The sequence below is a fragment of the Armatimonadota bacterium genome (assembly GCA_022563855.1).
Taxonomy (GTDB): Bacteria; Armatimonadota; Fimbriimonadia; order Fimbriimonadales; family Fimbriimonadaceae; genus JADFMN01.
In genome coordinates this window covers 95,487-119,241 of the sequence record JADFMN010000006.1, presented here as the reverse complement: position 1 = coordinate 119,241, position 23,755 = coordinate 95,487, and the positions used below count along the sequence as shown (strand labels likewise).

Genomic DNA, 23,755 nt, shown 5'->3' with positions numbered 1-23,755 from the left:
CTACTCCGCAGAATCTGCTGCGGACTGCAGCCGGACCTTCGTTCCGTCACCGAGTTGATCTTGCCCCTTGACGATGAGCACGTCGCCGTCCGAAAGACCGAGGACCTCCGTTGAGCCTTGAGCGGATGGCCCGAGCTGGACAGATACACGAACTGCAGAGTCGCCGTCCATCAGGAACACGAACGCGTCGTCTCCGCGGCGGATGATCGCGTCCGAAGGCACGACGTGCACACCGTCTCGCGTTTGCATCACGACCATCGCCCTGCCGAACATGCCAGCTTTTATCTGCGCTGGCAGCTGCCCGAGCGCGACCCGCACGAGATACAGCCTCCCCGTTTCGGTCGCTACGGGGTTGACCGCCGAAACCGTGCCGTTGATCTCCGATTCAGAAAGCGCTCCGATCACAACGCGCGCCACAGAGCCGATCTCGATCTTTGCGATGTCCGACTCGGGCACCTCTGCCTCGAAGTACGCACCGCTCACGCCGATGATCCGCGCGATCGTCACGCCTGGTGAGACGTAGGCGCCTGCCTGTAGCGGATTCCCGGATATCCGACCGGCGAACGGCGCATAGATCTTTGTGCTGGCCAGCGCGATCTCCGCTCGTCGCTGCGTATGCTGCACTAGCTCAAGACTGCTCTTCGCCGACTGCACCCGCTGCGCGAAGAGAACGTCGAGCTGCTGAGTCGCTTCGTCGATCGCAACCTGGTTTGTCGCGGCGCGCACCTCTTGCTCCGCAGCGACGATGTCCTCTTGCCTGGACGAGTTCAGCACGAGTTCAAGCCCCTGCTCCACTGATTCGTACGCGCTCGACGCAGAGGCATAGGCGTTTTCGGCCTGCTCCAAGTCGGACTGTGAGATCGCACCCTCTGCCTTCAGCCTGCGTGCCCTGTCTCGTGCCAAAAGAGCCGTGTCGAGGTCTGACTTCGCTTTATCGACCATCGCCTGCGCCTGCCGCTTCTCCTCGGGGCGAGAACCTGCAACGAGCTTGTCAAGCTTGGCCTGCGCCTGCGCAAGCTTCGACTCGCTGGCCTCCACGGTCGCCGCGCTCTTCATCGGACCGATAGCCGCGTCAGATTCAGCCTGGCTCAGCGCAGACTCCGAGACCGCTACCTGCGCCCGTGCCTGCATTACCTGCGTGCGGTAGTCGTTGTCAGCGAGCTGCGCAATGATCTGGCCAGCGGAAACGTTTTCTCCGTCGCGGACGTAAACGGCCGCCAACAGGCCGGAAACGCTTGCGCTTACTTGCACGTCTTCCGAGGTCTGGATGCTGCCCGTCACCTCAAGCGTATCCTCGACCGCCGCGCTGGCGACGGTCATAACGCTGACCAACACCGTTGGGTCTTTGATCAGGCTTTCGGTATCACGCGCTTGCTCCTGTGCCTTGCGATCGACGCAGCCAGCGAGGGCCGTTCCTACAACCAGCATCACTACAAAGAATCGTCCTAGTTTCAATTCGTCACCTCCATCGCCAACTCCCGCAAGTCATCAATGCCAACCGCCTTTTGAATAGCCGCGTACGCCCTCCAGAATTCGTACCGCGTCGTCACGACGGATGCTTGTGCCCGCGTCTGCTCCGACTGCGCCGTCGTCACATCCAGCAGTATTCCTGCGCCTTCGTCGTACAGAAGTTGCGCCAATCGCAGCGCCTCTCTTGCCAGTTCGTATCCGCTCAACGCAACGTCGTGCGCCTTGCCGGCAGTCTCCATTAGCGTTATCGCCCTCCGCACGTCCAGGGAGATCGCAAGCTTCGCCTGCTCAACCTGAATCGAAATGCGATCCTCGGCATCCTGCGCCGCGCGTACGCGCGATCTGGTCGCGCCAGAGTCGTGAAGCGGAAAGCTCAGCGACACGAGCGCAAATGCACCGTTAGCCGGCTGCCCGGGCAAGGGATCGATAATCCTGCGGAACTGGGCGCTGATCATCAGAGAAGGCTTCAGAGCTCCCTCCTCCATCTGCCGGGTCAGCCGCGACGAACTTCGGGCAAACTCCAGAGAGGCCAGTACCGGGCGTCGTTGGAACGCCAATTCGACCGCTCTATCCGGCGAAACGCGAACCGTCGGCACGCCAGCGACCTCTCCCGGCGAAAACTCAGTCTGAACCGCGCGCCCGATCACGTTGTTGAGGTTTTGCTTGCCGATTACAAAGTTCGCCTCAGCGTCCAACAGCGCCTGTTCGCTCCGCTTCTCCTCCGTCTCCAACCTGAGAACGTCGAACTTGCTGACGGCGCCGAACTCGAATCGGATCTTGGCGTTCGCCGTCCTTGCCCTTGCGCTCTCCAACTCGTCACGCTGAACGGCGACCAGCGCCTGGGCTTGCAACACCCCAAAGAACTGCTGGCGGACCGTTTCCTTCAGTGAGTTCCTCTCAACCTGAACGATTTGTTCGCTTGCTCTGTGCGCCATCCGCGCCGCCGCAAGCCCCTTCCGTTGCACGCCGAGGATATCGATCACTTGCGTAACGGTCAACTCCAACTGCTTGAAATCCGTCGGAGAGGATGCTACTGCCGGCACCTGAAGGAGGCCGCCACCTGCATTTCCAGAGTTCGTGCCGGTGATCGCGCCGCCGATCTTGATATACGACCCGGTCAACCTCAGCGACGGACTCAGCCGCCCGGCGATTTCGCTCGCTTGCTCGCGCGCTCGATCGCTATCGGCCGTCGCGAGACGAACGGAAAACGCGTTGCTCGCCGCGATCTCCAGCGCCTGCTCCAGCGATAGCTGCGGCACCTGAGCTTGGCTCATCGCCACAGCGATCCCATACAAGACGAACACTAGCCGCTCTCCTCCCTGGTTTCGACTTCGGAGTCGAGTAGTTCCAGCCCTCTGGAGAACTCGTCCAGAAACCCCTTCAGGGCGTCAATCTTTGCGATCATCAGGCCCTTGTAGACCGGGTGGCGCATCACAAGCAGCTTGTCGCCTGGTCGGATTCCCAGGTCTTCGCGCGCCTCGGCCGGAATCACTATTTGGCCCCGCTCGCCGACAGTGGTCGATCCGTAGAAGCAGTCGTCAGGTTTTACTTGGCTCACTTTCACATTCTCCTCGAAATCATATATTTCACACTTAACATATCAATTGCACATGATTCTAGACCATCGACGCACTTCTGCACGGCCGCTGCCTAGAACCCGCACCGGTAGACTCAATCGGATGCGACGACTGTTGCCGCTACTGCTTCTCTGGCCAGCCATAGCGGCCGCTCAACTGTTCGATCCGATCCCCACACGCAACCATCGATCAGCCAGCCTCATCTACCTCCGCCTGCCACCGGCGAGCGAGCGCAGATTAAAGCTTGGCGAGCAGTCAGTGGTCTATTCGCTGGTGGTGGCCAACGAGTTTCGGCGAGTGGGCCCAATAGATGAAGATGCCGAGACGAGCCGGTGGGAGCTGCTCGGCACGTGGGGCGTTGGGAACGGAACCGAGGTGTTCGTCGTGCTGCCGCTGCCAGACCGCGGAGGAGGGTTTCTGGATTCCGTCATCGACTGGTGGCACAACTCGATCTTAGGAGATCGAAACGCCTTGAGAGACGGGACTCCCAGAGGGCGCTCAATCATCCAATTCGGCTCGGACGGCCCGTTCGGCTCAGCGTTCGGGATCGGAGACATCGCAGTCGGAGTCGGCTGGACGCCAGGGCGAGGGACGCTGATCCGATTTGCCGTTGAGCTGCCGACCGGCAACGCATCGCAGCTGCTCGGCAGCGGCGGCGTGGACGCAGGACTGTTTCTCGACGGCTCCGTACCGCTATCGACGAGGCTCACCCTGCACGGCTCCCTGGGATGGACGGCGCAGGGTCGCGGGACGGCGCTTTCTCGACCAAGGAGCATGGTGCTGTCGTCGTCGCTTGCACTGACCTGGCAGCTGACCTCGGTCGAGGCGCTGACGCTGCAGTGGAACGCCGAGCAGTCGCCGACTATCGGCGGAATCCCTGAGCTTGACGCAGATCACAGGGTCATGTCGCTGGGCTACCAGCGTTGGACGTCCGCACGAGAGCGCTGGCTGGTGTATATCAGCGAGGACGGCAACTTTCGGTGGGCGCGGTTCCCCGGAGGGGCGACGATCGGGCCGGACTTGACGATCGGGATCGTCTATACCGTCACGAACTAGCGGTCGCGCGGGCGTCTGCTGATTCGCTCGTTCGAGGCGTCGATCGCGACAAACGGCAACAGCGCCATCTCCCTGGCGCGCTTGATCGCCCTCGCGACAGTGCGCTGCTGCTTCGCGGTGTTGCCTGTCTGCCGCCGAGGCAGGATCTTGCCGCGCTCGGTGATGAACCGCTTCAGAAGATCGATATCCTTGTAATCGATCTTGTAAATCTTGTTGATGGTCAGGTAGCTGACGCGGGTTCGACCACGGCGACGGAATCGCTGGTCGCGCTGATCTCCTGAGCGATTGTCAGCCGGTTTGGCCTCGCCCTCCTTATCGGCAGGCGCGCTGGCCTCCTGGTCTTTAGCCTTGGGAGCCTCGGTCTTTTCGACAGCCTCGGCGTCAGCCGTTTGCTGCTCTTCGCTCTTAATCTCGTCGCTCATGGTCCAAACACGGCGTCAGAAAGGTTCGCCAAGGCGAGATTATAGCACAGGCGCAGGCTCTTTCATCGCGCACCGGGCCAGCTGTAAGGCTGGCAAGGGTGCTGTGCGAGCAAGCAAATTCCCGCGCGCAATTGTCCCTGAATCCAGGTTCGCGCGACACGACCCGGTAGGAACGCGAGCGGGTTTGACGAACGCCTTTGGAACAAGGAGATCAGACGCTGATTTTTAAACGCGAAAATACAACCCTGAGGAGGAATCCCAGCCTCCGATTGCATACACCCAGCCCCAAAGGGCCGGCCTCAGCAGCCGGCCCTTCTAACTTCTAATCAAGGAGCAATCACCAGCCACTCATCCCAACACGTGTCCTGCGCAAATTTGAGCCGCCGATAGTCGGTACTGCCGGGCCCAAACTGTTCCCAGGACGAAAAGTCAATCGACACTCCGTTGCTGCCCGGCGAATATTCGTTGTTGTGCCCCTCCCACACGATCGCGTCAGCGACCTTCGCCCGCACGTCCGCAGCGGCTGCTTTCACCGAATCCGGTACCGAGCCGTCCGCTTCGAGCAACAGGCAAACGCCCACGAGATCGCGAAACACCCGGAACGACGTAGGGCTGTACTTCTGGGCGTTGGCGCGCGCGTTCTGGACCGCCGTCGCTATCGTGGTCCTGTTGAGGATCATCTCCTGCGCAAACGTGTCCATCGACACGGCCAGCGCGGTGAGCTTGCTCGAGTCCAGCGAACTCTGCGTAATCGCTCGAAACTGATACGGCTCGTAGTTGAGCATCCCGTCGATGAACCCCTTGGTGAGGTTCGCCGTGGTGTCGTCCGGGTTGTCTCTGAAGACATCGAACACCTCGTCGTACGGGTACCCCGCAGCCGGCGGGCTCTCCTCGCTGCCGACGATGTAGTCAGCGTACGTCCGGGCCTCGTACGCGACCTCCAGCATCTGCATCAAGCTCGCGTCCCAACACAGCACGTCGAAATGCTGCCCGGCAAGCGCTTGATCGAGCTGCCAGATTTCGATCGAGGATCCGTACTGGTCGTCGTAGCTAAACCCCCGCGTACCACCCCTATTGTCCAGTGACCGCCGCCAGCCGTTGCCGTGGTTCCAGATGTCTAGCACGTACCTGTCCGCAGGATAGAACGTCTTCGCCCAGACGAGAAAGTCGTTGAGTACCTGCGGGTCGCCCATGTCGAGCGCATTGCCCTGTCCATCGACCAAGTTCGACTGCAGCAGCTCGCTGACGATCGTTGGTGACGTGTCCGGCTTGATCAGGTATCGCCGAACGCCGTCGAACGACGCTCCGGGGGTCACGTCGCGGGACTGCTTCCACTGCACGATGAACCGAACATCTAAGTTCGCCGCGACGCGCTCCATCTCGTTGACGTCGTCCTCGCTGTCAGGCGCAAGGTTGTTCGCCGCGTTCAGGAAAACGAGGATCGTCCACTTCGTGGTCGTGATGATGAACTCTTCGACGGTCACCGAGCCCGCACCAGCCAATGGTGGCGAAGACGTTTCGGCGCGCACGCTCCCATCGCCGACGTTGACTGCCGTGAAGTCGCCGTCGGTTGTGACGTCACCGATGCCGCCGAGCACCGACCATGTTATCGAGCCGGTCGGAAAGAACACCGCCTCGTTCGTCGCCGCCCTCGGCGTGGCTATGTACCGCTGCCTCTGCTGCTGCGAAAGGGTGTGCTGACTCGGTGCGACAGTGATTTTCGTCGCCTGCCTCGCGCTCGTCGTTTTCACGACAGCGGGACTTTGCGCGCCGCCGCACAGCTCGACAACGACTGAGACGACGCCGATGATCACGCCGCCAGCGTTTTCCAAAGAGTACAGCGTGACCCTCAGTTCGTAAATCCCTGGGGTCACGTTCGCTACCGTCTTCTGCGAGCTGTTCGCCCCCTGCCGGTTCAATGCCTCGGTCCGCACCGCGCTACCGTCAGCGTCCAGAACTTGCAGAACCTGCGACGCGACCGACGGAACGCCTGCGCCCCACACCGTGGAGTACTCGATCACCCCGAGGGGTGCGCCGACGGCACAGCCCCCCGTAAGACCGCCCTCTCCGCCGCCTGCACCGGCGCCGCCACCGCCACCGCAGCCAAACATGACTGCGCAGCCGACGAAGCCAGCTAGGAGCATCAATTTGTGGACCACGGTCGTTAGACGCAAAAAATGGGTCATGTTTCTCACTGGGCAGGGCTTCTGATGCCGCCTAGGTCGCCCGAAAATCAGAATGTTGGACTCTCGCTCCGATCTCCATCCGCTCATAGAAGCGCTTCAGAACGTCGGCATGACCCCTGTAACGAACGATACGGGCCAAGCGCCGATCGGCTTTCCGTGCGTCCTGAGCCTTCCCGACGGACGCTCCATCGTACTCGATCTGCCGTACCCCGGCCTGCTATCACTGTTCGACCCGAGCTCGATAGGCGTCGCAGTCGTGGACTCGACGGGGTTCGTCCGCTGCACGTGGGGGCTTTCACACGGGGTAGATGACGCCTCTGCACCGGATGGAGTCTTGGCTACGCCGATTGGGGCCATTGTTGAGGACGCCTTGCAGGGAGCGCCCGGAAACGTCTTCTACAACGGGTTCCGGTACCTCGCCACCACGCTACGGCACAACGGCACGACCGAGGCGCTGCTACTGATCTGCGAAGCGAGCGAAGAGAGCAAGACCAGAGAGGCGGCTTCGGCCAACGCCCGTTCGGCAACGGCCCTCAAAAGCATCGGGCACGCGCTCAGCATGAATCACACGATTCAGCCTCTCGCCCAGTCCGCCGTTCACGCGATCAAGTCCACCCTGGATCTCGGTGCGGTGCTCTTGTGGGTCAGGGGTTCTGCCGACGGGCCGATGCGGCTCGCAGCAACCGTCGGTGTGAACACGTCGGAGATGGAGGCGCTCGAGCAACTCGACACAGTGGATGGAAGAGGCAGCGTAGCTGAATTGTGCGCCAGCACGCGACAGAAACTCGTCTTGGAGGACGCTCGATCGAGCTCGCTGACCGAAGGACTCGAAGCGCAGTTCTGTCACGACCCCCCAGGAGCGATCATCGTGCTGCCGCTAATTCACGGCGATACGCTCATCGGCGTACTCGAACTGGTCGGCCGCGAGGCGAGCGGTTCACTTGAGCGCCACGAAGATCTGCTTGAAACCGTAGGGGAACACCTCACGCTCGCACTGAACAGCGCCAATCTGTTCGAGAGTATCGAGCTGTTGGCGGCGTTCGATCCGCTGATGGGAATCGCGAACCACCGGACTATGCAGGAGTTCCTCAACGCGCGACTGACAGAGGCAAGGCGGGAAGGCCGTCAACTTGGCGTCGTGATGATCGACGTCGATCACTTTCGGGTCTTCAACGAAGAGGAGGGACATGACGCGGGCGACGAAGTCTTGCGGATCGTCGGAACTGTTTTGCGGGATTCAGTCCGACAGTACGACATGGCAGCTCGATACGGCGGCGAAGAGTTCACGCTCATTCTGCCCGGAAGCGATGCTGCTTCGACGCGGAACGCCGCAGAACGAGTACGAAAGAGAATCGAGCAAGTCGAGTTTGCCAGACCTGGGAGGGACCCTCGGCGGATCACCGCAAGCCTGGGATTCGCCACGTTTCCTGAGGACGCTGAAGACGCCGCTTCTCTGCTGAAGGCTGCCGACGACGCGATGTACGAGGCGAAGCGCAGCGGAAGGAACTGCACCCGCATGTACGGCGAGCTTGTGGAGCGACACGGCGTCGCGTCGGTTCTCGCCTCGGTTGGCGGTGCACAAGCAGCAGCGGGCACGGCGTTCGCCGAAGACGCCAAGCCAATCGTACAAGTGCTCTCGTCCATGCTAGACCTGTCAAAGGACCAACGGAGCGAGGTTTATGCTGCCTGTCTGCTGCTGCCTGTCTACCTCGCAACCGCAGAGGATGAGCGAGAGCAGTTCGCAAGCCGATGGAGCGTCGAGGCCTCGGTCTTGAACTCGCTGGAGGCCTCGCTCGAGCGGTTTGACGGGTCTGGTCGGCTGGGTCTTGCCGGAGAGGGGATCCCCCTCGTCGGGCGGATTCTGAACGTGCTAGCCGCAGTTTTGCGCTGCGATCCGACGGCAAATACCTCCGATGATGGGCGGTTCGACCCAGATATCCTAGCTGCCGTGATCGAGATGCAGGACGTTGCTTGATCTGGCGGTTCAAGCTCTGTCATAATGGTTCTTCGCGCATCGCGCTCGCACACGGGCGCCGGTGGAATTCTTATGTACGCAATCGTGCAGACTGGTGGAAAGCAGTATCGAGCCGAGAAGGACGCAATCCTTGTCGTAGAAAAGCTCGACGGCGAGCCAGGCGGCAAGATTGAGCTCGACCAGGTCGTGCTCGTTCAGGACGGCAAGAAGATCAAGATCGGCAGTCCGTACGTCCCTGGCGCGAAGGTCAAGACCGAGATCGTCAGACAGACACGGGGCAAGAAGATCATCGGCTTCAAGTACAAGGCGAAGAAGAACGTGCGCAAGCGCTGGGGACACCGCCAGTCTGAGACCCACTTGCGCGTGCTGGCCGTCGTCGGAGGAAAGTAATGGCTCACAAGAAAGGACAGGGATCGACCCGCAACGGCCGCGACTCGCGTTCGAACCGCCTCGGAGTGAAGCGGTACGGCGGCGAGGTGGTCAAGTCCGGCACGATCATCGTGCGGCAGCGCGGAACCAAGCTGCACCCCGGCAACAACGTCGGCATGGGAAACGATCACACGATCTTCGCGATGATCGACGGCCAGGTGAAGTTTGAAGGGCCGACAAAACGGAGACGGGTGAGCGTCTACGCCGCGCAAGCCTCCTGACGTCGCCGCTACACTATCCCGCTTCGCAGCAGGTCTTTGAGGACTAACAGTCCCACCAACTTGCCGTCGGCGATGACCGGCATCTCACCGATCTTCTGCGGGAAGTTCTGAAACGCCTCAAGCGCCTCAAACGCCAGCAGGTCGGTTTCGATCGTCTTCGGCGCTCCGCTCATCAGGTCGCTCGCAGAAGCCTTCCTCGGCTGGTCGTTCTCTTCAAAGTGCCGGCGCAGATCGCCGTCGCTGATGAAGCCTACGAGCCGCTGTTCGTCGTCAACCACGCAAGCGCCGCCGGCGCCTGCCTGCGTAATAGAGTGCATGACCTCTACGATCGGCGTCTCTGCCCGTACGATCGCTACGTCTGCCCCGACACGCATAACGTCGGACACGCGCAGGACGAGCCGCCGGCCGAGCGTTCCAGCTGGGTGGAACCTGGCGAAGTCGTCTTCGCCGAAGTTCCGCTTCTCCATCGCAGCTACGGCCAGAGCGTCGCTGAGCGCGATCATGACCGTCGTGGACGTCGTCGGCGCGAGGTTGTTCGGACACGCCTCCCTCCTCACGCGGACGTTCAACACCAGGTCAGCGGCCCTTCCTGCGCTGCTGTCGGGCCTTCCAGTGATGACGATCGTCTTGGCGCCGATGTCGTTGAAGGATGGAAAGAGGCGGACGACTTCGTCCGTCTCGCCGCTGTAGGTGAAGATCAGAAGGATGTCGTTCCTGGTGACCATCCCGAGATCGCCGTGGACCGCTTCGGTCGCATGGAGGAACAGCGATGGCGTCCCGGTGCTCGCCAGCGTTCCGGCAGCCTTTCGCGCGACGTGGCCGCTCTTGCCCACCCCGCAAGCAATGACGCGGCCCGGACAAGCGACCATCCAGTCTACGGCGGTCGAAAAAGACGCATCGAGGCTGTCGCCTAGGCGGGCTATGGCCTCGGCTTCTTCACTCAGCACTCGGCGCAAGGTATCGAGGCACATTCGTAAAAGAGTCTACCGCTCGGATCGACCGGGGTCGTCGGGATTCAGAATCGTCTTGCCGAACAAGCTGTGCACCCAACCGACGGCTATCCTCGCCGTCTGGTTCCCCATGTCGATCAGCGGGTTGACCTCGACTACGTCGAGCCCAGCCAATCGGTACGGATTCGAAGGATCGCTCATGATCCGGTGGAGTATCTCGGCGATCAGATGCCCCTCGCGATAGGTGAAGCCTCCGCGAACCGCCGTTCCGGTACCCGGCGCGAAGATCGGATCGAGCGCATCGACGTCGAAGCTGACCCAAAGCGCCCGGGCGCCGCTGTTGCGGACGTGATCGTCGACCTGCTCCATCGCGCCGATAACGCTTAGCTCGTCAACGTCCTGCATCGTCAGCGCCAGGCTGCCGTCCAGTCGTCGCATATTGGAGACCTCGCCCTCGTCGACGTCGCGCAGACCCAACCAGCAGATGCGATCCGGCCCAAGGGTCGCAGACCCGACCACGTCCTCGACCAGCGCGGCCCATTCCGTGCCGAGGGCCCCCTTGACGTTCGTAGTCAGCCCAGACAGCGCCGCGAGAGGCATGCCGTGCAGGTTGCCAGAATGCGAAGTGTCCGGAGTATTGAGGTCCATGTGCGCGTCGATCCACAGCACTGCCAAATCGTTACCGTACTGCCGCAGCGCACCGGACACCGAACCGATCGATATGCTGTGGTCGCCGCCGATGACGAGAGGCACGCTTGATCGCTCGATCGCACGACCGACCCGCTCCTGGATCTCAAGGTACACCTCGTTCGCGCTGGTGTACCGCTGCTCCGCGTCCTGCGGGTTCCAGGCATCTACGTCAGCTACGGGGCCTGTGTCGAGGACCTCGTGCCCAAGCGCTGTCAGCCCCTTGAGCAGCCCTTCCAGACGCATAGCGACCGGCCCAAGCCTGCTTCCGGGTTTCCGGCCACAGAGGTCGAACGGAGCCCCGATCACTTCGATCATGGCTCGATTCTACTCCCGCAGGGCGGTTCGTGATGGCGACGGCGCAGGGCCACGCCATACGATCGCTTGCTGTCCAGCTTTGTTGCAGCCAAATGGACGGTTTGCGAAGGCCGAGCGATCGACGCCCTAGACCAAGTACTGAAGCCTCAAGTTCGAACCGAAGCCGGTGCTCGCGCTGTAAACTGGCCGCATGGCGAAAACGGTCGGGGTCGTCGCTCTGCAGGGCGACTTCGAGATGCACAAGGCCGCTTTCGAGCGGTGCGGCGCGGATGTTGCGCTGATCAAGACGCCCGATCAACTCGCTGGCGTAGATCGCGTCGTGATTCCGGGAGGGGAGAGTACAACGGTCGGCAAGCTAATGGACCGGTTCGGGCTCGGAGATGCGCTCATCGAAGCCGCGTCCTCTGGCACACCGATATGGGGCACGTGCATGGGCATGATTCTGATGGCGAAGCGAGTCTCAGACTGTGATCAGTACACGCTGGGGATACTGGATATCACGGTCGAGCGCAACGCTTTCGGCGCGCAGGTTCACAGCTTCGAGGATGATATCTCCATCGCCGGAATGGACGATCCGCTGACTGCGGTGTTCATCCGCTCTCCGATCGTCACGCAATTCGGCGAAGCGGTCGAAGTCCTGGCTAAGTATCAGGGACAAGTCGTTGCCGTAAAACAGGAATCCCGGATCGGGACGGCGTTCCATCCTGAACTGACGGGCGACGACAGATTCCATTCCTGGTTTCTAGGAGTTTGAAGACTCCGCCCTAAGGGTTAGGGACGGAGCCTGTTTGTCGAGAGGGTGGAACCTACCACTTACATGCAATAAGACATTATGGTCAAGGCGATTGTTCCACGGCGCGCTCCACAATTTCGCAAACGACGTACTCGTCCACGTCGAGCTTCGTCCGGCGGACTTCGTTCAGCTTCACGAGCGGCGGGCTTTCGCCTAGCCAGTATCGCCCTTTGCCGAACTCCTTGGGCGATCTGAACAGATGTACTTCATCGACCAGCCCGGCGCGCAGAAACGAGGCGATCGTCTCGCCGCCGCCTTCGACGAGCACGCCAATCACTCCCCGCTCGAACAGCTTGCCCAGCAAGGAGTCTAGATCGAACCCGCTTTCGTGCGTGTGCTCGACTTCGAGCGTGCTCTCGCCGCCCAGCCCGGGCCTGACCACGCGCAAAGCTGGCGTCTCACTATCGAAGACGCGCAAGGAATCTTTCAACTTTCTGTTCGGGTCGAGCACGACCCTCAGCGGCTGGTTTACGACCTCCGGTATGCGTGCTGTCAGCATCGGATTGTCGATCTCGGCTGTCTCACGCCCGATCAGAACGCACCCCATTTGAGCACGAAGCCGATGCCCTTCTGCCCGTGCGTCCTCTGCCGTGATCCACTTGCTCGAGCCGTCTTGGTTCGCTATGAACCCGTCTACGGTGACTGCGGCCTTGACGTACACGGTCGACCTTTGGCGCTGATGAGCTTTGATGAAAACGCGGTTGGCCTCCGTCGCCTCTTCGCCGAGCAAGCCGACCTCGCACTCAATCCCGGCATCGCGCAGCACCTTCACGCCACCGTCCGCGCTCGGGTTTGGGTCGAGCACCGCAACGACGACTCGGCGGACGCCGGCTGCGATGATCGCGTCCGTGCACGGCGGCGTCCTCCCGTGGTGCGTACACGGTTCCAGCGTGACGTACATCTCAGCGCCTCGCGCACGCTCACCAGCCGACCGTAGTGCGACGACCTCCGCATGATCTCCTCCTGCGTAGTGATGGAATCCTTCCCCAACGACCTCGCCGTCTGCGACGATCACGCACCCGACGTGCGGATTCGGAGCTGGAAAGCCACCTCGCGAGAGCTCCACAGCACGGCGCATCAGCTCACTTCTGCTTTCGCCCATGATCTTTGAGAGTGCCCTCCACGAGACCCCGCATATTCTCCGTTCGGCGGCCGGCGAGCTCCTTTCGCAGCTTGCGCGTCAGAAGCCAGGCACACACCGCCGCACCCATCCAGGCAACGCTCAGAACGAGGATGTAGAAAGCCATCTTCACCGCGTAGTCAGCAAGGACGTTCTTCCCCAACTCCGCGTCAGGCTGAGGGCCTATCACGAACGGCCACGCCACCAGAAGCAGGATTCCGAACAAGAAAAACGTCGTCGTCAGGACTTTGAGGAACATGCAGCTCTCAACTCCTCGATGGCGGCGGGAATCGACGGGCCGCGCACCAGGTAGCTGCCTACGACAAACGTATTCGCCCCAGCTGCCCAGGCTCTCCCTATGTTGTCCGGCTCGATTCCGCCATCGACTTCGATCTCCAGTCCAGGCGCGAGCGCCCGCAGGGCGCGCACCTTGTCCAAGCACTCCTCGATCAGTTCCTGACCGCCCCATCCGGGGTTCACGGTCATAACGAGCGCCAGATCGATCGCCTCGATGAGTGGCTCGAGGAGTTGCACCGGCGTACCCGGGTTCAGGGCGATTCCGGCCTGAATTCCAGCGTCCCGCAACGTCTGACACAGGCGATGTGGATGATCCGTCGCCTCGATGTGAAAGATAATCCGCTGACATCCCGCGTTCGCGAACGCGCTCACGTGCCTCTCCGGCGTCAGCGTCATGAGGTGCGCCTCGAACGGCGTGTCCGCCAATTCCCGCAAGCTTTTCACGAGGTCTGCACCGAACGTGATCGGCGGCACGAACTGGCCATCCATCACGTCGAAGTGAATCCAATCGCAACCGGCGGCGATCATCTCGCGAACCGCGAGGCGATACTCACCCGGGTTGCTGGAAAGAATCGAGGGCGCTATCGATGGATGCATCACGGTCAATCTACCGAATCCTCGTCAGCATTATCTCCGTCGTCATCGTCCTCGTCGGGCCTGGCACTTTGGGTGATGCGGCTCTCAAGTACGCCGTCGTAGTAGATGTAGAACGTCGCCTTCGGTCCGTACGCCTCAATATCCAGAGAGATATTTTCCTCGGGCTCGTACATCTCTTGGTGCACGGTTCGCGTGCCTAGCACATCTTCCACGTCGACCCGCAGCATGATCGGAAAGGGACTATCGGGCAACTGCCAGCGAAGGGTGTAGATATTCGAGTCTGCCCTCGGCGGCGCGTCGATCACGGACCTGGAGTGCGTGCTGACCTGGACAGCGATCTTCGTTTGCCTCTCGACGTTGGTTCTCTCCTTAGGTTTTTGGCTGACGATCGTGCCCTCGGGTACAGAGGGGTCGTAGACCGTCTCGACGAACGCTGCCAGGGCTAGGTTCATCGACGCCAGCAGCCTTCGGGCCTCCGCCGGCGTCATCCCTGTGAGATCGGGCACTTCGACGAAGTTTGAGCCCGTGCTCACAACCGCATTGACGGTCGAGAACTGCCGAATGTCCTGCCCAACGCTGGGCGAAACTTCCATCACTACGTAGACGGCGTATTCATCTGACGGAGATTGCTTGACTCGTTTGAGCTTCAAGTCCATCTCATCGAGCTCCGCGGTCGCCTGGGCAAAGGTCATCCCGATGATATTTGGCACAGTCAGGATCTTGGGCTTGGTCAAGTTGTTATACGCCAGCACTCCGATCGCCGCGATAGCAAACGACGCGGTCACGATGAAGATGCCGACCATCCATCTCGGCACGCCCTCGCCGCGCGCGCTCGCTCTTCTCTTCGCCATTTTCTTTTCAGCCTCCTGGTCTCGAACGACGTTCAACCTGGGCCCGACGCGCTCGTCTGCAGCGGTTTCGGGTTGCGGATCCAGCGGCCAGGTGAGCCGCTTCCCGAACCGCAAAGCGTCTTCGAGCAACTTGACGTCGTTCAGCATCGCCTTCGCGCTGAAGTACCGATCACCCGGTTTCTTTGCCATCGCCTTCTTGACGAGTTCGTCAAGCGGCATCGGGACCGCTGTGTTGAGTCGCGTCAGCGATGGATACTCCGATGAAACGTGTTGCGTGGCGATCTCAGCGGGCGTCTTTCCTCCGTACGGCCTGCATCCAGCCAACATCTCAAATAGTAGAACCCCGACAGCATAGACGTCGCTCTGCGGCGACGGCATTCCGCCCATCGTCACTTCCGGAGCCAAGTACGGAGCGATCAGCGGCAGCATCTCGACTCCTGCCGCGACACTGCTGGAGTACGCCCTCCATACTCCCGGCAGCAACAGCCCCGCTTCGTCAGAGCTTCCGACCACAACGTTGCGCGCACTGATGTCGCCGTGAACATGGCCTTTCTCATGAAGCGGAACAAGCGCTTCAAGCACTCGGCGAATAACCGTCAAAGCGCTGGATTGCGTTAGTGTAGACAGCCGCTTGAGGCGATCGTAGACCGAGCTGCCTGGCAGGTACGAGCAAACCATGAACCATCGACCGTCATCCTGCTCGATGTCCAAAAGCTTTGCGATCCCAGGTTCATCGATACTCTTGAGTTGCGTTGAAAGGTCGAGAAGCTCCGAGATGAACTCATGCTCTTTGCAGTACTTCTCTTTGATGACCTTGAGGACGACGTTTCGGTCGCGAGCCCTGTCGTGGGCGATGAACGTCGTCATGATCGGGTTGTCGCCGATCTGTTGGAGAATCTCGTAGCGCGTCCGTAAGAGAGCCCCGATCATGCGTCCTCACCGTTTCGATCCGGTAGTGCGACCAACACGATCGCGACGAGCAGCGCGGCCAGCGCCAACGCCTGTACCACGTTGCCGTCGACGCGGCGGGCGTACTCCACAGTCTGATTGCTGTAGAGCGCCCACTGGCTGGCGCCGTAGCCCACGGCGAGACCTACCGATATCACGATCCCCGTAACCGCTCGAATCAACCTCATGCGTTCTCTAGAACAGCTCTGATATCGCTCTCTGCGATACCTGTGTGCAGTTTACACGCCCCAATCTCACTAACGAGGCTACAGGCAACTCCGTTTCCACTCGCCTTCTTATCGCGACTCATGATCGAAAGAACCAGGTCGATGTCGAGGTCGTCTGGAAGGCTCGTTGGCAGGCCGAACGTCTGAAGGACGGCTGCCAGCCTCGGCGAAACGTCCTTCGCAACACCCAGTCGCTCGGCCAAGCGCGTTTCGACCACCATTCCGATGCTGACCGCTTCGCCGTGCAGTACGCCCTGGTACGCCAGCGCCGTCTCCAGCGCGTGCCCGACGGTGTGCCCGAAGTTGAGGGTCGCTCGCTGCCCGTATGTCTCAAATTCGTCTTGCTCGACAATCTGCCTTTTTAGGTCGATGCAGCGGAAGATGACCTCCTGTAGATTCGGACTGTCTGGCGCCAGCCCGGTCGATTCCAGCCGTTCCAGCAGACTCAAGTCCATGATCGCCGCGTACTTCACAATCTCCGCACAGCCGTTGTAGAACTCCCGCTCGGGAAGGGTGAGCAGGGCGTCGAGCGGGACGTCTACGCGCGACGGCGGGCAAAACGCACCGACCAGGTTTTTTCCTTCCGGCAAGTCGATGCCAACTTTGCCGCCGACCGACGAGTCGACCATCGCGAGCAGGCTTGTGGGTACCTGTAGAAGCTTTACGCCGCGCATGAACGTGGCAGCGACGAAACCGGCCAGATCGCCGACGACTCCTCCACCGAACGCCACGACCCTGGCCGATCGGCGAGCGCGCATGGCCAACCACGACGTCGCCTCGGCGAACTGGGCCAGGCTCTTGCTGCGCTCGCCTGCGGGCACGATGAACGAACTCTCGGGCAGCTCGTAGTGCTCGATCAGATTCGTGTCGCTGATGACAAAGTCCTCTGACCCAAGGCTCGCCAACACCGACTTGACGTCGGTCGGCACGACCTTATAGCTTCCGCCGCTATGCCGAACCGTCAGCACGAGATAGCTCCTGGATGGCCAGTTCTGCGACCTGCTCGAACGGCTCGTCGGTTAGTTTCAACACGATGTCCGCTTTTTCGTACTGCGACCGTCGTGTATTCAGCATGTTTCTCACGGTCTCCTCCCAGTTTGGCACTTCGAGCAGCGGCCGGCGCTTCTTAGCGGTCCGCAGCCGACGGACCAGCACGTCCACGTCCACGTCGAGGAAAAGGGAAACGCCGATTCGGCGGATTTCCGTCCAGTTCTCGTCGAGCATGACGATTCCACCGCCAGTTGCAAGCACCGACGGGTGCGCCTGGATCGAGCTTAGGACGGACGTTTCCTGTGCACGGAACGCGGCCTCCCCGTACAGTTGGAACAGCTGATGCACCGGACGACCGAGCTTGTACTCCAGCAGTTTGTCCGTGTCGCGGAACGGCACGTCAAACTTGGCAGCGAGCGTTCTTCCGACAATCGTCTTGCCAGCGCCCATCATTCCTATGAGAACAAGGCAGCGATCCATGCTTCTTCAAGTGAAAGAAATGGCGGCAGGGCTTGTGCCCCCTGCCGCCGGGATTGTCTGTCGGATATTGGATTTCAGACTGGTTAAGGTCCTAACCCGTAGTTGTCTTCGTCTACGATCGTCGGCGTCACGAAGATCAGCAGTTCGCTCTGCGTCTGATTCGTCGTCCTGCCTCGGAAGAACTGACCGATTAACGGCAGTTCGGAGAGAATCGGAATCCGCGACTCAGAGTAGCTGTCGAAGTTATTGTTCATGCCGCCGAGGGCGATCGTTTCGCCATTCTTGACGCGAGCAACTACGAAGACGCTCTGATTCGAGATTTCTGGAATCTCCTGACCGTTCGGTCCCTGTTTAATTTGACCGAACTGGGAGATCTGCGGGGCCAGACCCATGACGATCGTGCCGTCTCCGTTGATGCGCGGGGTGACCGTCAATCCGGTGAACACCTGAATCGGTATCGGTTGCGGAATCGTGATGATGCCGCCGAAACCGTTGATCACCTGGTTGATGAATATCCACGTCGTCGTGGAGACGAAGATCGCCGCAGTCTGGTTGTTCAGCGTTCGCACGAGCGGCGCCGTGACAGTTCTACCCTGGCCGCTGTTCATCAGCGCGCGCAGCCTGGTTGAGACGTTTCCAGTTGCGTAGTTGAAGAAGATCGGGTTGCTCGTGCGGGCGAACGAACCGGGACGAATGCCAGCGAACACGGCACCTCGCTGGTAAATCCAGTCGATGCCGAGCGCTTTGTCCGCCGATTGCGTCGTCGTTACGAACTCGACCTTGATCACGACCTGCTGCGGAGCCACATCGAGCATCGCGATGACATTCTCAAGTTCGCGGATCGCCTCATCCGTGCCGACCACGATGAACGAGTTTGTGGTGGGGTCGTATACGATGCTGTCAATGCCTTCCGGCACCAGGCCCTCGCCGCCTTCAAGGTCTCCAACGCCACCTCGACCGCCGCCCTGTCCGCCGCCGAAGCCGCCGCCGCCGCCGCCCTGTCCGAAGCCGCCGCCGCCGCCGCCCTGTCCGAAGCCGCCGCCGCCGCCGCCCTGTCCGAAGCCGCCGCCGCCGCCGCCAGCGCCGCCGAATTGACCAGCTGAATCGATCGGCAGATCAAGGCTACCGTCGAAGTTCGCCGGCAACCGGGCCGTGGCTGGCGTAAAGGCGCGCGGAACGCCAGTTCGACCACCGGTCGTCAGTTCCTGGGCTCCAGGGATGTAAATCTGATTGCTGTTTCGGTACACACGTCCGATCTCATTGTTCATCAACGTGACGCTGTCGCGCGCATCGAAGATCGAACGTCCTGAAAGCAGAGTTCGCACCGCTAGAGGATCGGCTTTCATCAGCTTGATCCGCGTTATGCGAGTCGGCTTTGCTACGATCGGAGCTTCAATCTGGCCGACCGTCCCCGTCGGCTTAGAACCGTGGCGTATGATAAAGACGCCGTTTGCATCCCGCTCCGCCCAAGCACCAGCCGCCCTACAAACGTAGCCGATCGCATCTTCTGGCGTCATGTTCCTGATGTTTAGATTGATCCGATTGAACTCGGCATCCGATTGTTCCACGACGAATTGGATACCCGTCTGTATCGTCAAAGCACGAGTCGCGGCCAACAAGTCCACGTCGATGAGCAGAAGGTCGACCTTCTTGCCCAGCACGGACTCTTGCGCAAGCGCAACGCCTGATACAGCTACTGCTGCCAGACAGGCCGCGATCGTTACAAGCCTACTGATTCCATTAAATGTCATCCCAAATATCCTCCAGACAAATCCCAAATTGCAATCGGCGCTATCTGCCGAAGCCTCCACCGCCGCCGCCGCCGCCGCCGCCGAAGCCGCCGCCGCCGCCACCGCTGCCCGGGCCGCTGCCGCCGAAGCCGCCGCCGCCGCCGCCGAAGCCGCCGCCGCCGCCGCCGTAGCCGCCGCCGAAGCCGCCGCCGCCGCCGCCGCCGCCGAAGCCGCCGCCGCCGCCGAAGCCGCCGGACTGTGGCAGGTTGGACCGCTCTGGCCCTTGGGCGCCGCCAACGTCCGATTCACCGGCCAGCAGATCGACGATCAACTGAGGATCTGCGTGCCGCAGATAAATCCGGCGCGTAACGAAATTGTCGCCGGTGTCAGGCAGTGGATCGGTGCCGGTGTCTAAGTCGAATGTCGGCTTTCTGATGATGTGGTAGATGCCGCCCTCAACCCGGTAAGTCGCATCGACCTGGTTCAAGATCGCCCGCAACGCTGTGCGGAACGGAACGTCCGTGAGGTTGACCGTGATCGAACCTTGGACGTCCGGCGCGACAGTGTAGCTGGCGCTGACCTGCTTGAACAGAATCTTGAGCGAGTCGCGCACATCGGCCTGATCGAGCACAAGCTCGCCGATCAGCTGATCGTCCACATTGCCCTGCGCCGAAATCACCATGGGCGCAACGACGAGCGAGCCTGCCAAGATCAAGCCCAAAACCATTCCAACTATCTTCTTCATTTTAACTGTCTCCATAAGAGAATCACGCTTGATTCTTCAATTCGTTTCGTCCATCGTCCATTTCTCTTTCAGCCGAGTGCCGAAAACTGATAATACTCGTTACGGCGGGCCAACCCCAGGGCCACCGCGTGGACCGCCACCGCCGCCACCGCCGCCACCGCCGCCGCCTCCGCCGCCGAAGCTCGGCAACTGGCCAGATAGCGGCCCTTGCAGGTTCACCGCGAACTCGCTCGGCCGCTTGTTCCCTTCCCTGCGGAGAATGGCTCTCTCAGAATCGATTGAGACCACTGTCCACTCCGTCCCAGGAATCTTCGTTCCGGGCCTGATCTGTACAGAGTCCGATCCTGCTCCTCTATCGAGAATCCCGAGCACCCCGTTGGCGATGATGATGCCGGAGAGACGCCACCGCGGCACAGGCTCGACGACGATCCTGGGGGCGCCGCTATCCGTATCCAGGGACAGATCCCCAGGCGTATCCCAGGCCATCTCTGTCAAAAAGCTCTCAGCCATTTGCGCCCGGTTGAAATTCACCTCGGCTGCCGACAGTGCAAACGGGTCCGCTCGAATGACGAAGTTAATGCCCTCGCCCAGCGTCGCTGGATCGACGAACGGGGAGTCAGGCGGCATAGGCACACCGGGCCCGGTACCGATTTCCACAGGTTGAACGCCGACTGGCGGAGTTGACTTGGCCGCCTCCGCCCGCGGTCCGTTCGAGACGCACCCGGCCAGCATGAGGACAGCGCCCGCAAAAACGCAAGCGCCCGCGAATCGGTGTAATCCGGTTCTAAAGATCGGCATCCGTAACATTATTATACTCTTCGGTCAGCCCAGGTCTGAGCTATCGTTCAATTCCTCCAACGTTTCCACTGCCCGGCCTTTGAGCGATATCTTCCGAGTCGCCAGCTTCCTCGCCGGAATCGGGCAGCGACGCGACACCCCCCATCGGACCCGTCACGCCCCCGCGCATGAACCCGATGATGGAAACGCTGTAGGTTCCAGTCAACTCCGGAGCGGTTCCTGTGAGAGATAGACCGTCCGCCACAGCTAGATAGTTCGGCATCTGGCTCCATCCCTCCATATTCGCCTTGATCTGCGCAAACGTGCCGCGAACGGTGATCGCCCCAACGTCGATGATGACCACGGGGAACGGCAGTCGGTCGTAGTTGAAGAACGAGTTCATCAGACTGGCTGCGTCGCCGGGCGGCTGCGGCACGCGGCTGCCGCCGCTCAGGACAGTCACCCCGCCGTACCGCATCTGCTCGTTGATCGCGCGCTGCAAGCTATTTCGGTACTTCGGCGCGTCAACCGTGAGGTCATACGGATTCTTGGACAGGTTGATTCCGCCTTCGGACAGCGCATTCGACGGCGTCTTATCGGCGGATAGCTGCTTCCATTCCGCCGCCATTTCGGCCACGTCTCTGCGCGCGTGGTCGATCTTGACCTGCGCAGCACCCTCCCTCTCCGCCTCCTTTTCAAGAAGTTTGGCGTACGTGGTGCGGAGCGTGGCGTCCACCATGTCTGGCAGAAAGTGCTGGAAAAACGAGTACGACAACGCGACCATCGCAATCGAGACTCCAACCACTAAATAGACCCAGCCGCTAAGTTTCATTTCTGTTTTCTCTGTCTGTGATTATCGCGCACCTGCGAACCCCGGCAATGCGCCTGCTGCCCCTGCACCACCGCCCGATCCGTGCTGATTGACCGTTGCCCGCGGATCCGGCGTCTGCATGGGCCGAGAGATTGACATCGTGATCGTCACGGTCGACCAGCCTGGCATGGCGCCCTTCATGCCTGGGCCCGGAGCGCCAAATCCTCCTACGTTCAGGAATCCTTGGGGCTCGGATGCTGCCAGCTGAATCTGTTCATCCATCCTCGCCTCCCAGTCTGAAGAAAGGTTCGGTTGCCCCGGCCCCACAGCAGTACCTATTTGGTCCAGCTCGGTGAGCGTCGGAACGATCTTCGCCGTCGAGACGAAACCGCCGCGCGCGACGCTCGTAACCCCCTCCATCTTGTAGAGCGCTGCGACCAGGTCCGCGTATTGCTGGTGGGTCTGCAGTACGCCGCTCATCGTCACTGTGCAGCTCGCTGCGGAGGTCGGAGTCGCCGAGAGCGAGCTGATCCTGTAGAAGCTGGGGATGTGATCCATCACGTCCTTGAACAACGCGGGGTACTTGGCGCTGTGCTCGCTCATCGCATGTGCCAGCTTGATGTTCCTGTCGATCCCGGTTGCCAGCAGGATGATCTCATCGGCTTTCTCAGCCTTGCCCATGACCCGCCCGACATCGTCCACGACGGCGTCTACGCGCGCATTGGCCTTATCCAAGGCTGCTCGCCCGTTCGCGATCAACATGAAGGAGATGGCGACCGCCACCGCGGCTATCACTCCGCCAATCAGCATGAACACGAGAGCTCCCTGTGCCTCCTTTACGTGCGACGGTACGAGATTAAGCTTCATAGACTGATCCTAAAATGCGACGTGCAGCGCGTTGCCGACTGCGATTACAAACTCCTCGCAATGTGACTCGTCGACCGACGCGTCGGGTTTCCTGATGCTCGAAACGACGCCTTTCAGCGGGTCGTACTGGCTAACGGACAAGCCGACCGACGCTTCGATGAAGGCCTGCAGCCCTTTGAGCTTCGATCCACCGCCAGACAGCAGCACGTGATCAACGTCTCCGCCCTTGCTGCGATAGTAGTCGACCGACCGGCGAATCTCCGCGATCATCTCGTCCAAGACGTCTGCCAAGGCTGCAAACAGCTCGTCAGGCTCTCCTCCAGAGGACGGTGGCTCGTCGACGACCGCTGGCGGGTTCTCTACCTGAGCATCGCCTTTGTCGGATTCCGGCGAGTCGGAAAATGGGTTGTACGGCTCCATCGCCTGCGTGCCAGCGTCTGCGTCGAACGGGTTGAGCCCTTCCATCTGCTGCGCCGCGTCAGCCGGAATATTCACGTCTTTAATCTTGATCTGCTCAGCTTCTTCGAAACCGATGTTCTTTGCGTCGGCGATCGCTTGGGTGAACATCTGCCCTCCGATCGGCACCAAGCGAGGCATCAGGAGCTGACCGTTCCTGTAGATGTTGATGGAAGTCGTTTTGTGCCCGATATCGACGACGCAGAGCGTTTTGTCGTGGTAGTCCGAATCGTACGTCACGGCGAGCGAGCGGGCGATACCTAGAGGTTCGACGTCGATCGCAGCGGTCTTCTTGCCAGCCTTCTTGACTACGCTGGCCATCAGCTCGACCGCAGACTGAGGCGAAATCGCCATGACCACGTCCATGTTCTGCGCCTGGTCGTCGGCAGACGGAAACGCCTTGTAGTCGCTTTCGATCGTCTTTTCTCCAAACGGTATGTTGCGGGTGATCTCCCAATCCATGTGCTGCGCGAGCTCTCCATCCGTCATTTTCGGCACTTCGAGGGTTCGAACTAAGACGGAGCCTTGGCCTGCAATGCTCACGACGACATCGCTGGCCGATGCGCCAGAAGAGCTGATCAGCTCCTTCAGGACCGCCCCGACAGCCTGGTCGTCATGGACCCCGAAGTGGTCTACAGCGCCCTCGGGGGTCATCGCCTGGGACATAGCGGTCACCGTCGGCTGGTTGCCCTGCAGCCGGATTTCGACCAACTTGATGGTCTGGCTACCGATATCGACGCCGATAGCACTGTTCAACTTCTTAGCCATATACGAC

General features: G+C 60.9%; 25 protein-coding genes. 5 read left to right on the top strand and 20 right to left on the bottom strand.

The window, feature by feature from the left end:
• From IH944_09130 to IH944_09120, 3 genes are read right to left on the bottom strand one after another with little or no spacing between them, the layout of a single operon-like run.
• Complete coding sequence (locus tag IH944_09130; protein ID MCH7904711.1) at nt 1-1,455, bottom strand: efflux RND transporter periplasmic adaptor subunit; 1,455 nt, start codon at nt 1,453-1,455, stop codon at nt 1-3.
• Nucleotides 1,452-2,774 carry a TolC family protein gene (locus IH944_09125; GenBank protein MCH7904710.1) on the bottom strand — a complete coding sequence of 441 codons (1,323 nt, stop codon included), beginning with the start codon at nt 2,772-2,774 and terminating at the stop codon, nt 1,452-1,454. Before IH944_09125 ends, IH944_09130 begins: the two co-directional genes overlap by 4 nt.
• A complete protein-coding gene (locus IH944_09120; GenBank protein ID MCH7904709.1) occupies nt 2,774-3,028 on the bottom strand; it encodes an AbrB/MazE/SpoVT family DNA-binding domain-containing protein in 255 nt (84 codons plus the stop codon). The genes IH944_09125 and IH944_09120 overlap by 1 nt, the downstream gene beginning before the upstream one ends.
• Nucleotides 3,029-3,149: 121 nt before the next feature.
• On the opposite strand from IH944_09120, the gene IH944_09115 reads away from it, so the two are divergent.
• Nucleotides 3,150-4,103: a DUF3187 family protein gene (locus IH944_09115; protein ID MCH7904708.1), complete on the top strand. Its 954-nt coding sequence runs from the start codon at nt 3,150-3,152 to the stop codon at nt 4,101-4,103.
• Here IH944_09115 and IH944_09110 read toward each other — a convergent pair.
• Nucleotides 4,100-4,525 carry a 30S ribosomal protein S18 gene (locus IH944_09110; GenBank protein MCH7904707.1) on the bottom strand — a complete coding sequence of 142 codons (426 nt, stop codon included), beginning with the start codon at nt 4,523-4,525 and terminating at the stop codon, nt 4,100-4,102. The genes IH944_09115 and IH944_09110 overlap by 4 nt on opposite strands.
• Nucleotides 4,526-4,851: 326 nt before the next feature.
• Complete coding sequence (locus tag IH944_09105) at nt 4,852-6,711, bottom strand: hypothetical protein (protein MCH7904706.1); 1,860 nt, start codon at nt 6,709-6,711, stop codon at nt 4,852-4,854.
• A 52-nt stretch (nt 6,712-6,763) separates the two neighbouring features.
• Between IH944_09105 and IH944_09100 the strand changes: the two genes are divergently transcribed.
• The 3 genes from IH944_09100 to rpmA all read left to right on the top strand — a co-directional run bounded on the left by IH944_09100 (nt 6,764) and on the right by rpmA (nt 9,336).
• Nucleotides 6,764-8,686 (top strand): GGDEF domain-containing protein, encoded by a 1,923-nt coding sequence (locus tag IH944_09100; GenBank protein MCH7904705.1) that lies wholly within the window; start codon nt 6,764-6,766, stop codon nt 8,684-8,686.
• A gap of 72 nt (nt 8,687-8,758) precedes the next feature.
• Nucleotides 8,759-9,076 (top strand): 50S ribosomal protein L21, encoded by a 318-nt coding sequence (rplU, locus tag IH944_09095; GenBank protein ID MCH7904704.1) that lies wholly within the window; start codon nt 8,759-8,761, stop codon nt 9,074-9,076.
• Nucleotides 9,076-9,336 (top strand): 50S ribosomal protein L27, encoded by a 261-nt coding sequence (rpmA, locus tag IH944_09090; GenBank protein ID MCH7904703.1) that lies wholly within the window; start codon nt 9,076-9,078, stop codon nt 9,334-9,336. Before rplU ends, rpmA begins: the two co-directional genes overlap by 1 nt.
• An 8-nt stretch (nt 9,337-9,344) precedes the next feature.
• On the opposite strand, the gene IH944_09085 is transcribed toward rpmA, so the two are convergent.
• On the bottom strand, nt 9,345-10,307 hold the full coding sequence (locus tag IH944_09085) for a KpsF/GutQ family sugar-phosphate isomerase (protein MCH7904702.1): 963 nt from the start codon (nt 10,305-10,307) through the stop codon (nt 9,345-9,347).
• Between the two features lie 12 nt (nt 10,308-10,319).
• On the bottom strand, nt 10,320-11,291 hold the full coding sequence (locus tag IH944_09080; protein ID MCH7904701.1) for an arginase: 972 nt from the start codon (nt 11,289-11,291) through the stop codon (nt 10,320-10,322).
• A gap of 190 nt (nt 11,292-11,481) precedes the next feature.
• Here IH944_09080 and pdxT point away from each other — a divergent pair, with 190 nt between their 5' ends.
• A complete protein-coding gene (gene pdxT, locus IH944_09075) occupies nt 11,482-12,045 on the top strand; it encodes a pyridoxal 5'-phosphate synthase glutaminase subunit PdxT (protein MCH7904700.1) in 564 nt (187 codons plus the stop codon).
• A gap of 82 nt (nt 12,046-12,127) precedes the next feature.
• Here the strand turns inward: pdxT and ribD are convergent, their stop codons facing one another.
• From ribD to pilM, 13 genes are all read right to left on the bottom strand, one after another.
• Complete coding sequence (gene ribD / locus IH944_09070) at nt 12,128-13,186, bottom strand: bifunctional diaminohydroxyphosphoribosylaminopyrimidine deaminase/5-amino-6-(5-phosphoribosylamino)uracil reductase RibD (GenBank protein MCH7904699.1); 1,059 nt, start codon at nt 13,184-13,186, stop codon at nt 12,128-12,130.
• A complete protein-coding gene (locus IH944_09065; GenBank protein ID MCH7904698.1) occupies nt 13,167-13,463 on the bottom strand; it encodes a hypothetical protein in 297 nt (98 codons plus the stop codon). The genes ribD and IH944_09065 overlap by 20 nt, the downstream gene beginning before the upstream one ends.
• Nucleotides 13,445-14,098, bottom strand: coding sequence for a ribulose-phosphate 3-epimerase (gene rpe / locus IH944_09060; protein ID MCH7904697.1), 654 nt, complete (start codon nt 14,096-14,098; stop codon nt 13,445-13,447). Before rpe ends, IH944_09065 begins: the two co-directional genes overlap by 19 nt.
• 5 nt (nt 14,099-14,103) lie before the next feature.
• Nucleotides 14,104-15,879 carry a protein kinase gene (locus IH944_09055; GenBank protein ID MCH7904696.1) on the bottom strand — a complete coding sequence of 592 codons (1,776 nt, stop codon included), beginning with the start codon at nt 15,877-15,879 and terminating at the stop codon, nt 14,104-14,106.
• Nucleotides 15,876-16,085: a hypothetical protein gene (locus IH944_09050; protein ID MCH7904695.1), complete on the bottom strand. Its 210-nt coding sequence runs from the start codon at nt 16,083-16,085 to the stop codon at nt 15,876-15,878. The genes IH944_09055 and IH944_09050 overlap by 4 nt, the downstream gene beginning before the upstream one ends.
• Nucleotides 16,082-17,092 carry a 3-dehydroquinate synthase gene (gene aroB, locus IH944_09045; GenBank protein MCH7904694.1) on the bottom strand — a complete coding sequence of 337 codons (1,011 nt, stop codon included), beginning with the start codon at nt 17,090-17,092 and terminating at the stop codon, nt 16,082-16,084. The genes IH944_09050 and aroB overlap by 4 nt, the downstream gene beginning before the upstream one ends.
• Nucleotides 17,073-17,594 carry a shikimate kinase gene (locus tag IH944_09040; protein ID MCH7904693.1) on the bottom strand — a complete coding sequence of 174 codons (522 nt, stop codon included), beginning with the start codon at nt 17,592-17,594 and terminating at the stop codon, nt 17,073-17,075. The genes aroB and IH944_09040 overlap by 20 nt, the downstream gene beginning before the upstream one ends.
• A gap of 83 nt (nt 17,595-17,677) precedes the next feature.
• The gene (locus IH944_09035; protein MCH7904692.1) at nt 17,678-19,345 is read right to left on the bottom strand and encodes a hypothetical protein; all 1,668 of its coding nucleotides are present in this window, start codon (nt 19,343-19,345) and stop codon (nt 17,678-17,680) included.
• Between the two features lie 40 nt (nt 19,346-19,385).
• Nucleotides 19,386-20,069 (bottom strand): hypothetical protein, encoded by a 684-nt coding sequence (locus IH944_09030; GenBank protein ID MCH7904691.1) that lies wholly within the window; start codon nt 20,067-20,069, stop codon nt 19,386-19,388.
• 99 nt (nt 20,070-20,168) lie between these two features.
• Nucleotides 20,169-20,867, bottom strand: coding sequence for a hypothetical protein (locus IH944_09025; GenBank protein ID MCH7904690.1), 699 nt, complete (start codon nt 20,865-20,867; stop codon nt 20,169-20,171).
• Nucleotides 20,868-20,907: 40 nt separating this feature from the next.
• Nucleotides 20,908-21,678 (bottom strand): hypothetical protein, encoded by a 771-nt coding sequence (locus tag IH944_09020; protein ID MCH7904689.1) that lies wholly within the window; start codon nt 21,676-21,678, stop codon nt 20,908-20,910.
• A 21-nt stretch (nt 21,679-21,699) separates the two neighbouring features.
• The gene (locus tag IH944_09015; GenBank protein MCH7904688.1) at nt 21,700-22,524 is read right to left on the bottom strand and encodes a hypothetical protein; all 825 of its coding nucleotides are present in this window, start codon (nt 22,522-22,524) and stop codon (nt 21,700-21,702) included.
• Between the two features lie 9 nt (nt 22,525-22,533).
• Complete coding sequence (gene pilM, locus IH944_09010) at nt 22,534-23,748, bottom strand: type IV pilus assembly protein PilM (GenBank protein ID MCH7904687.1); 1,215 nt, start codon at nt 23,746-23,748, stop codon at nt 22,534-22,536.
• Nucleotides 23,749-23,755 lie beyond the last annotated feature (7 nt).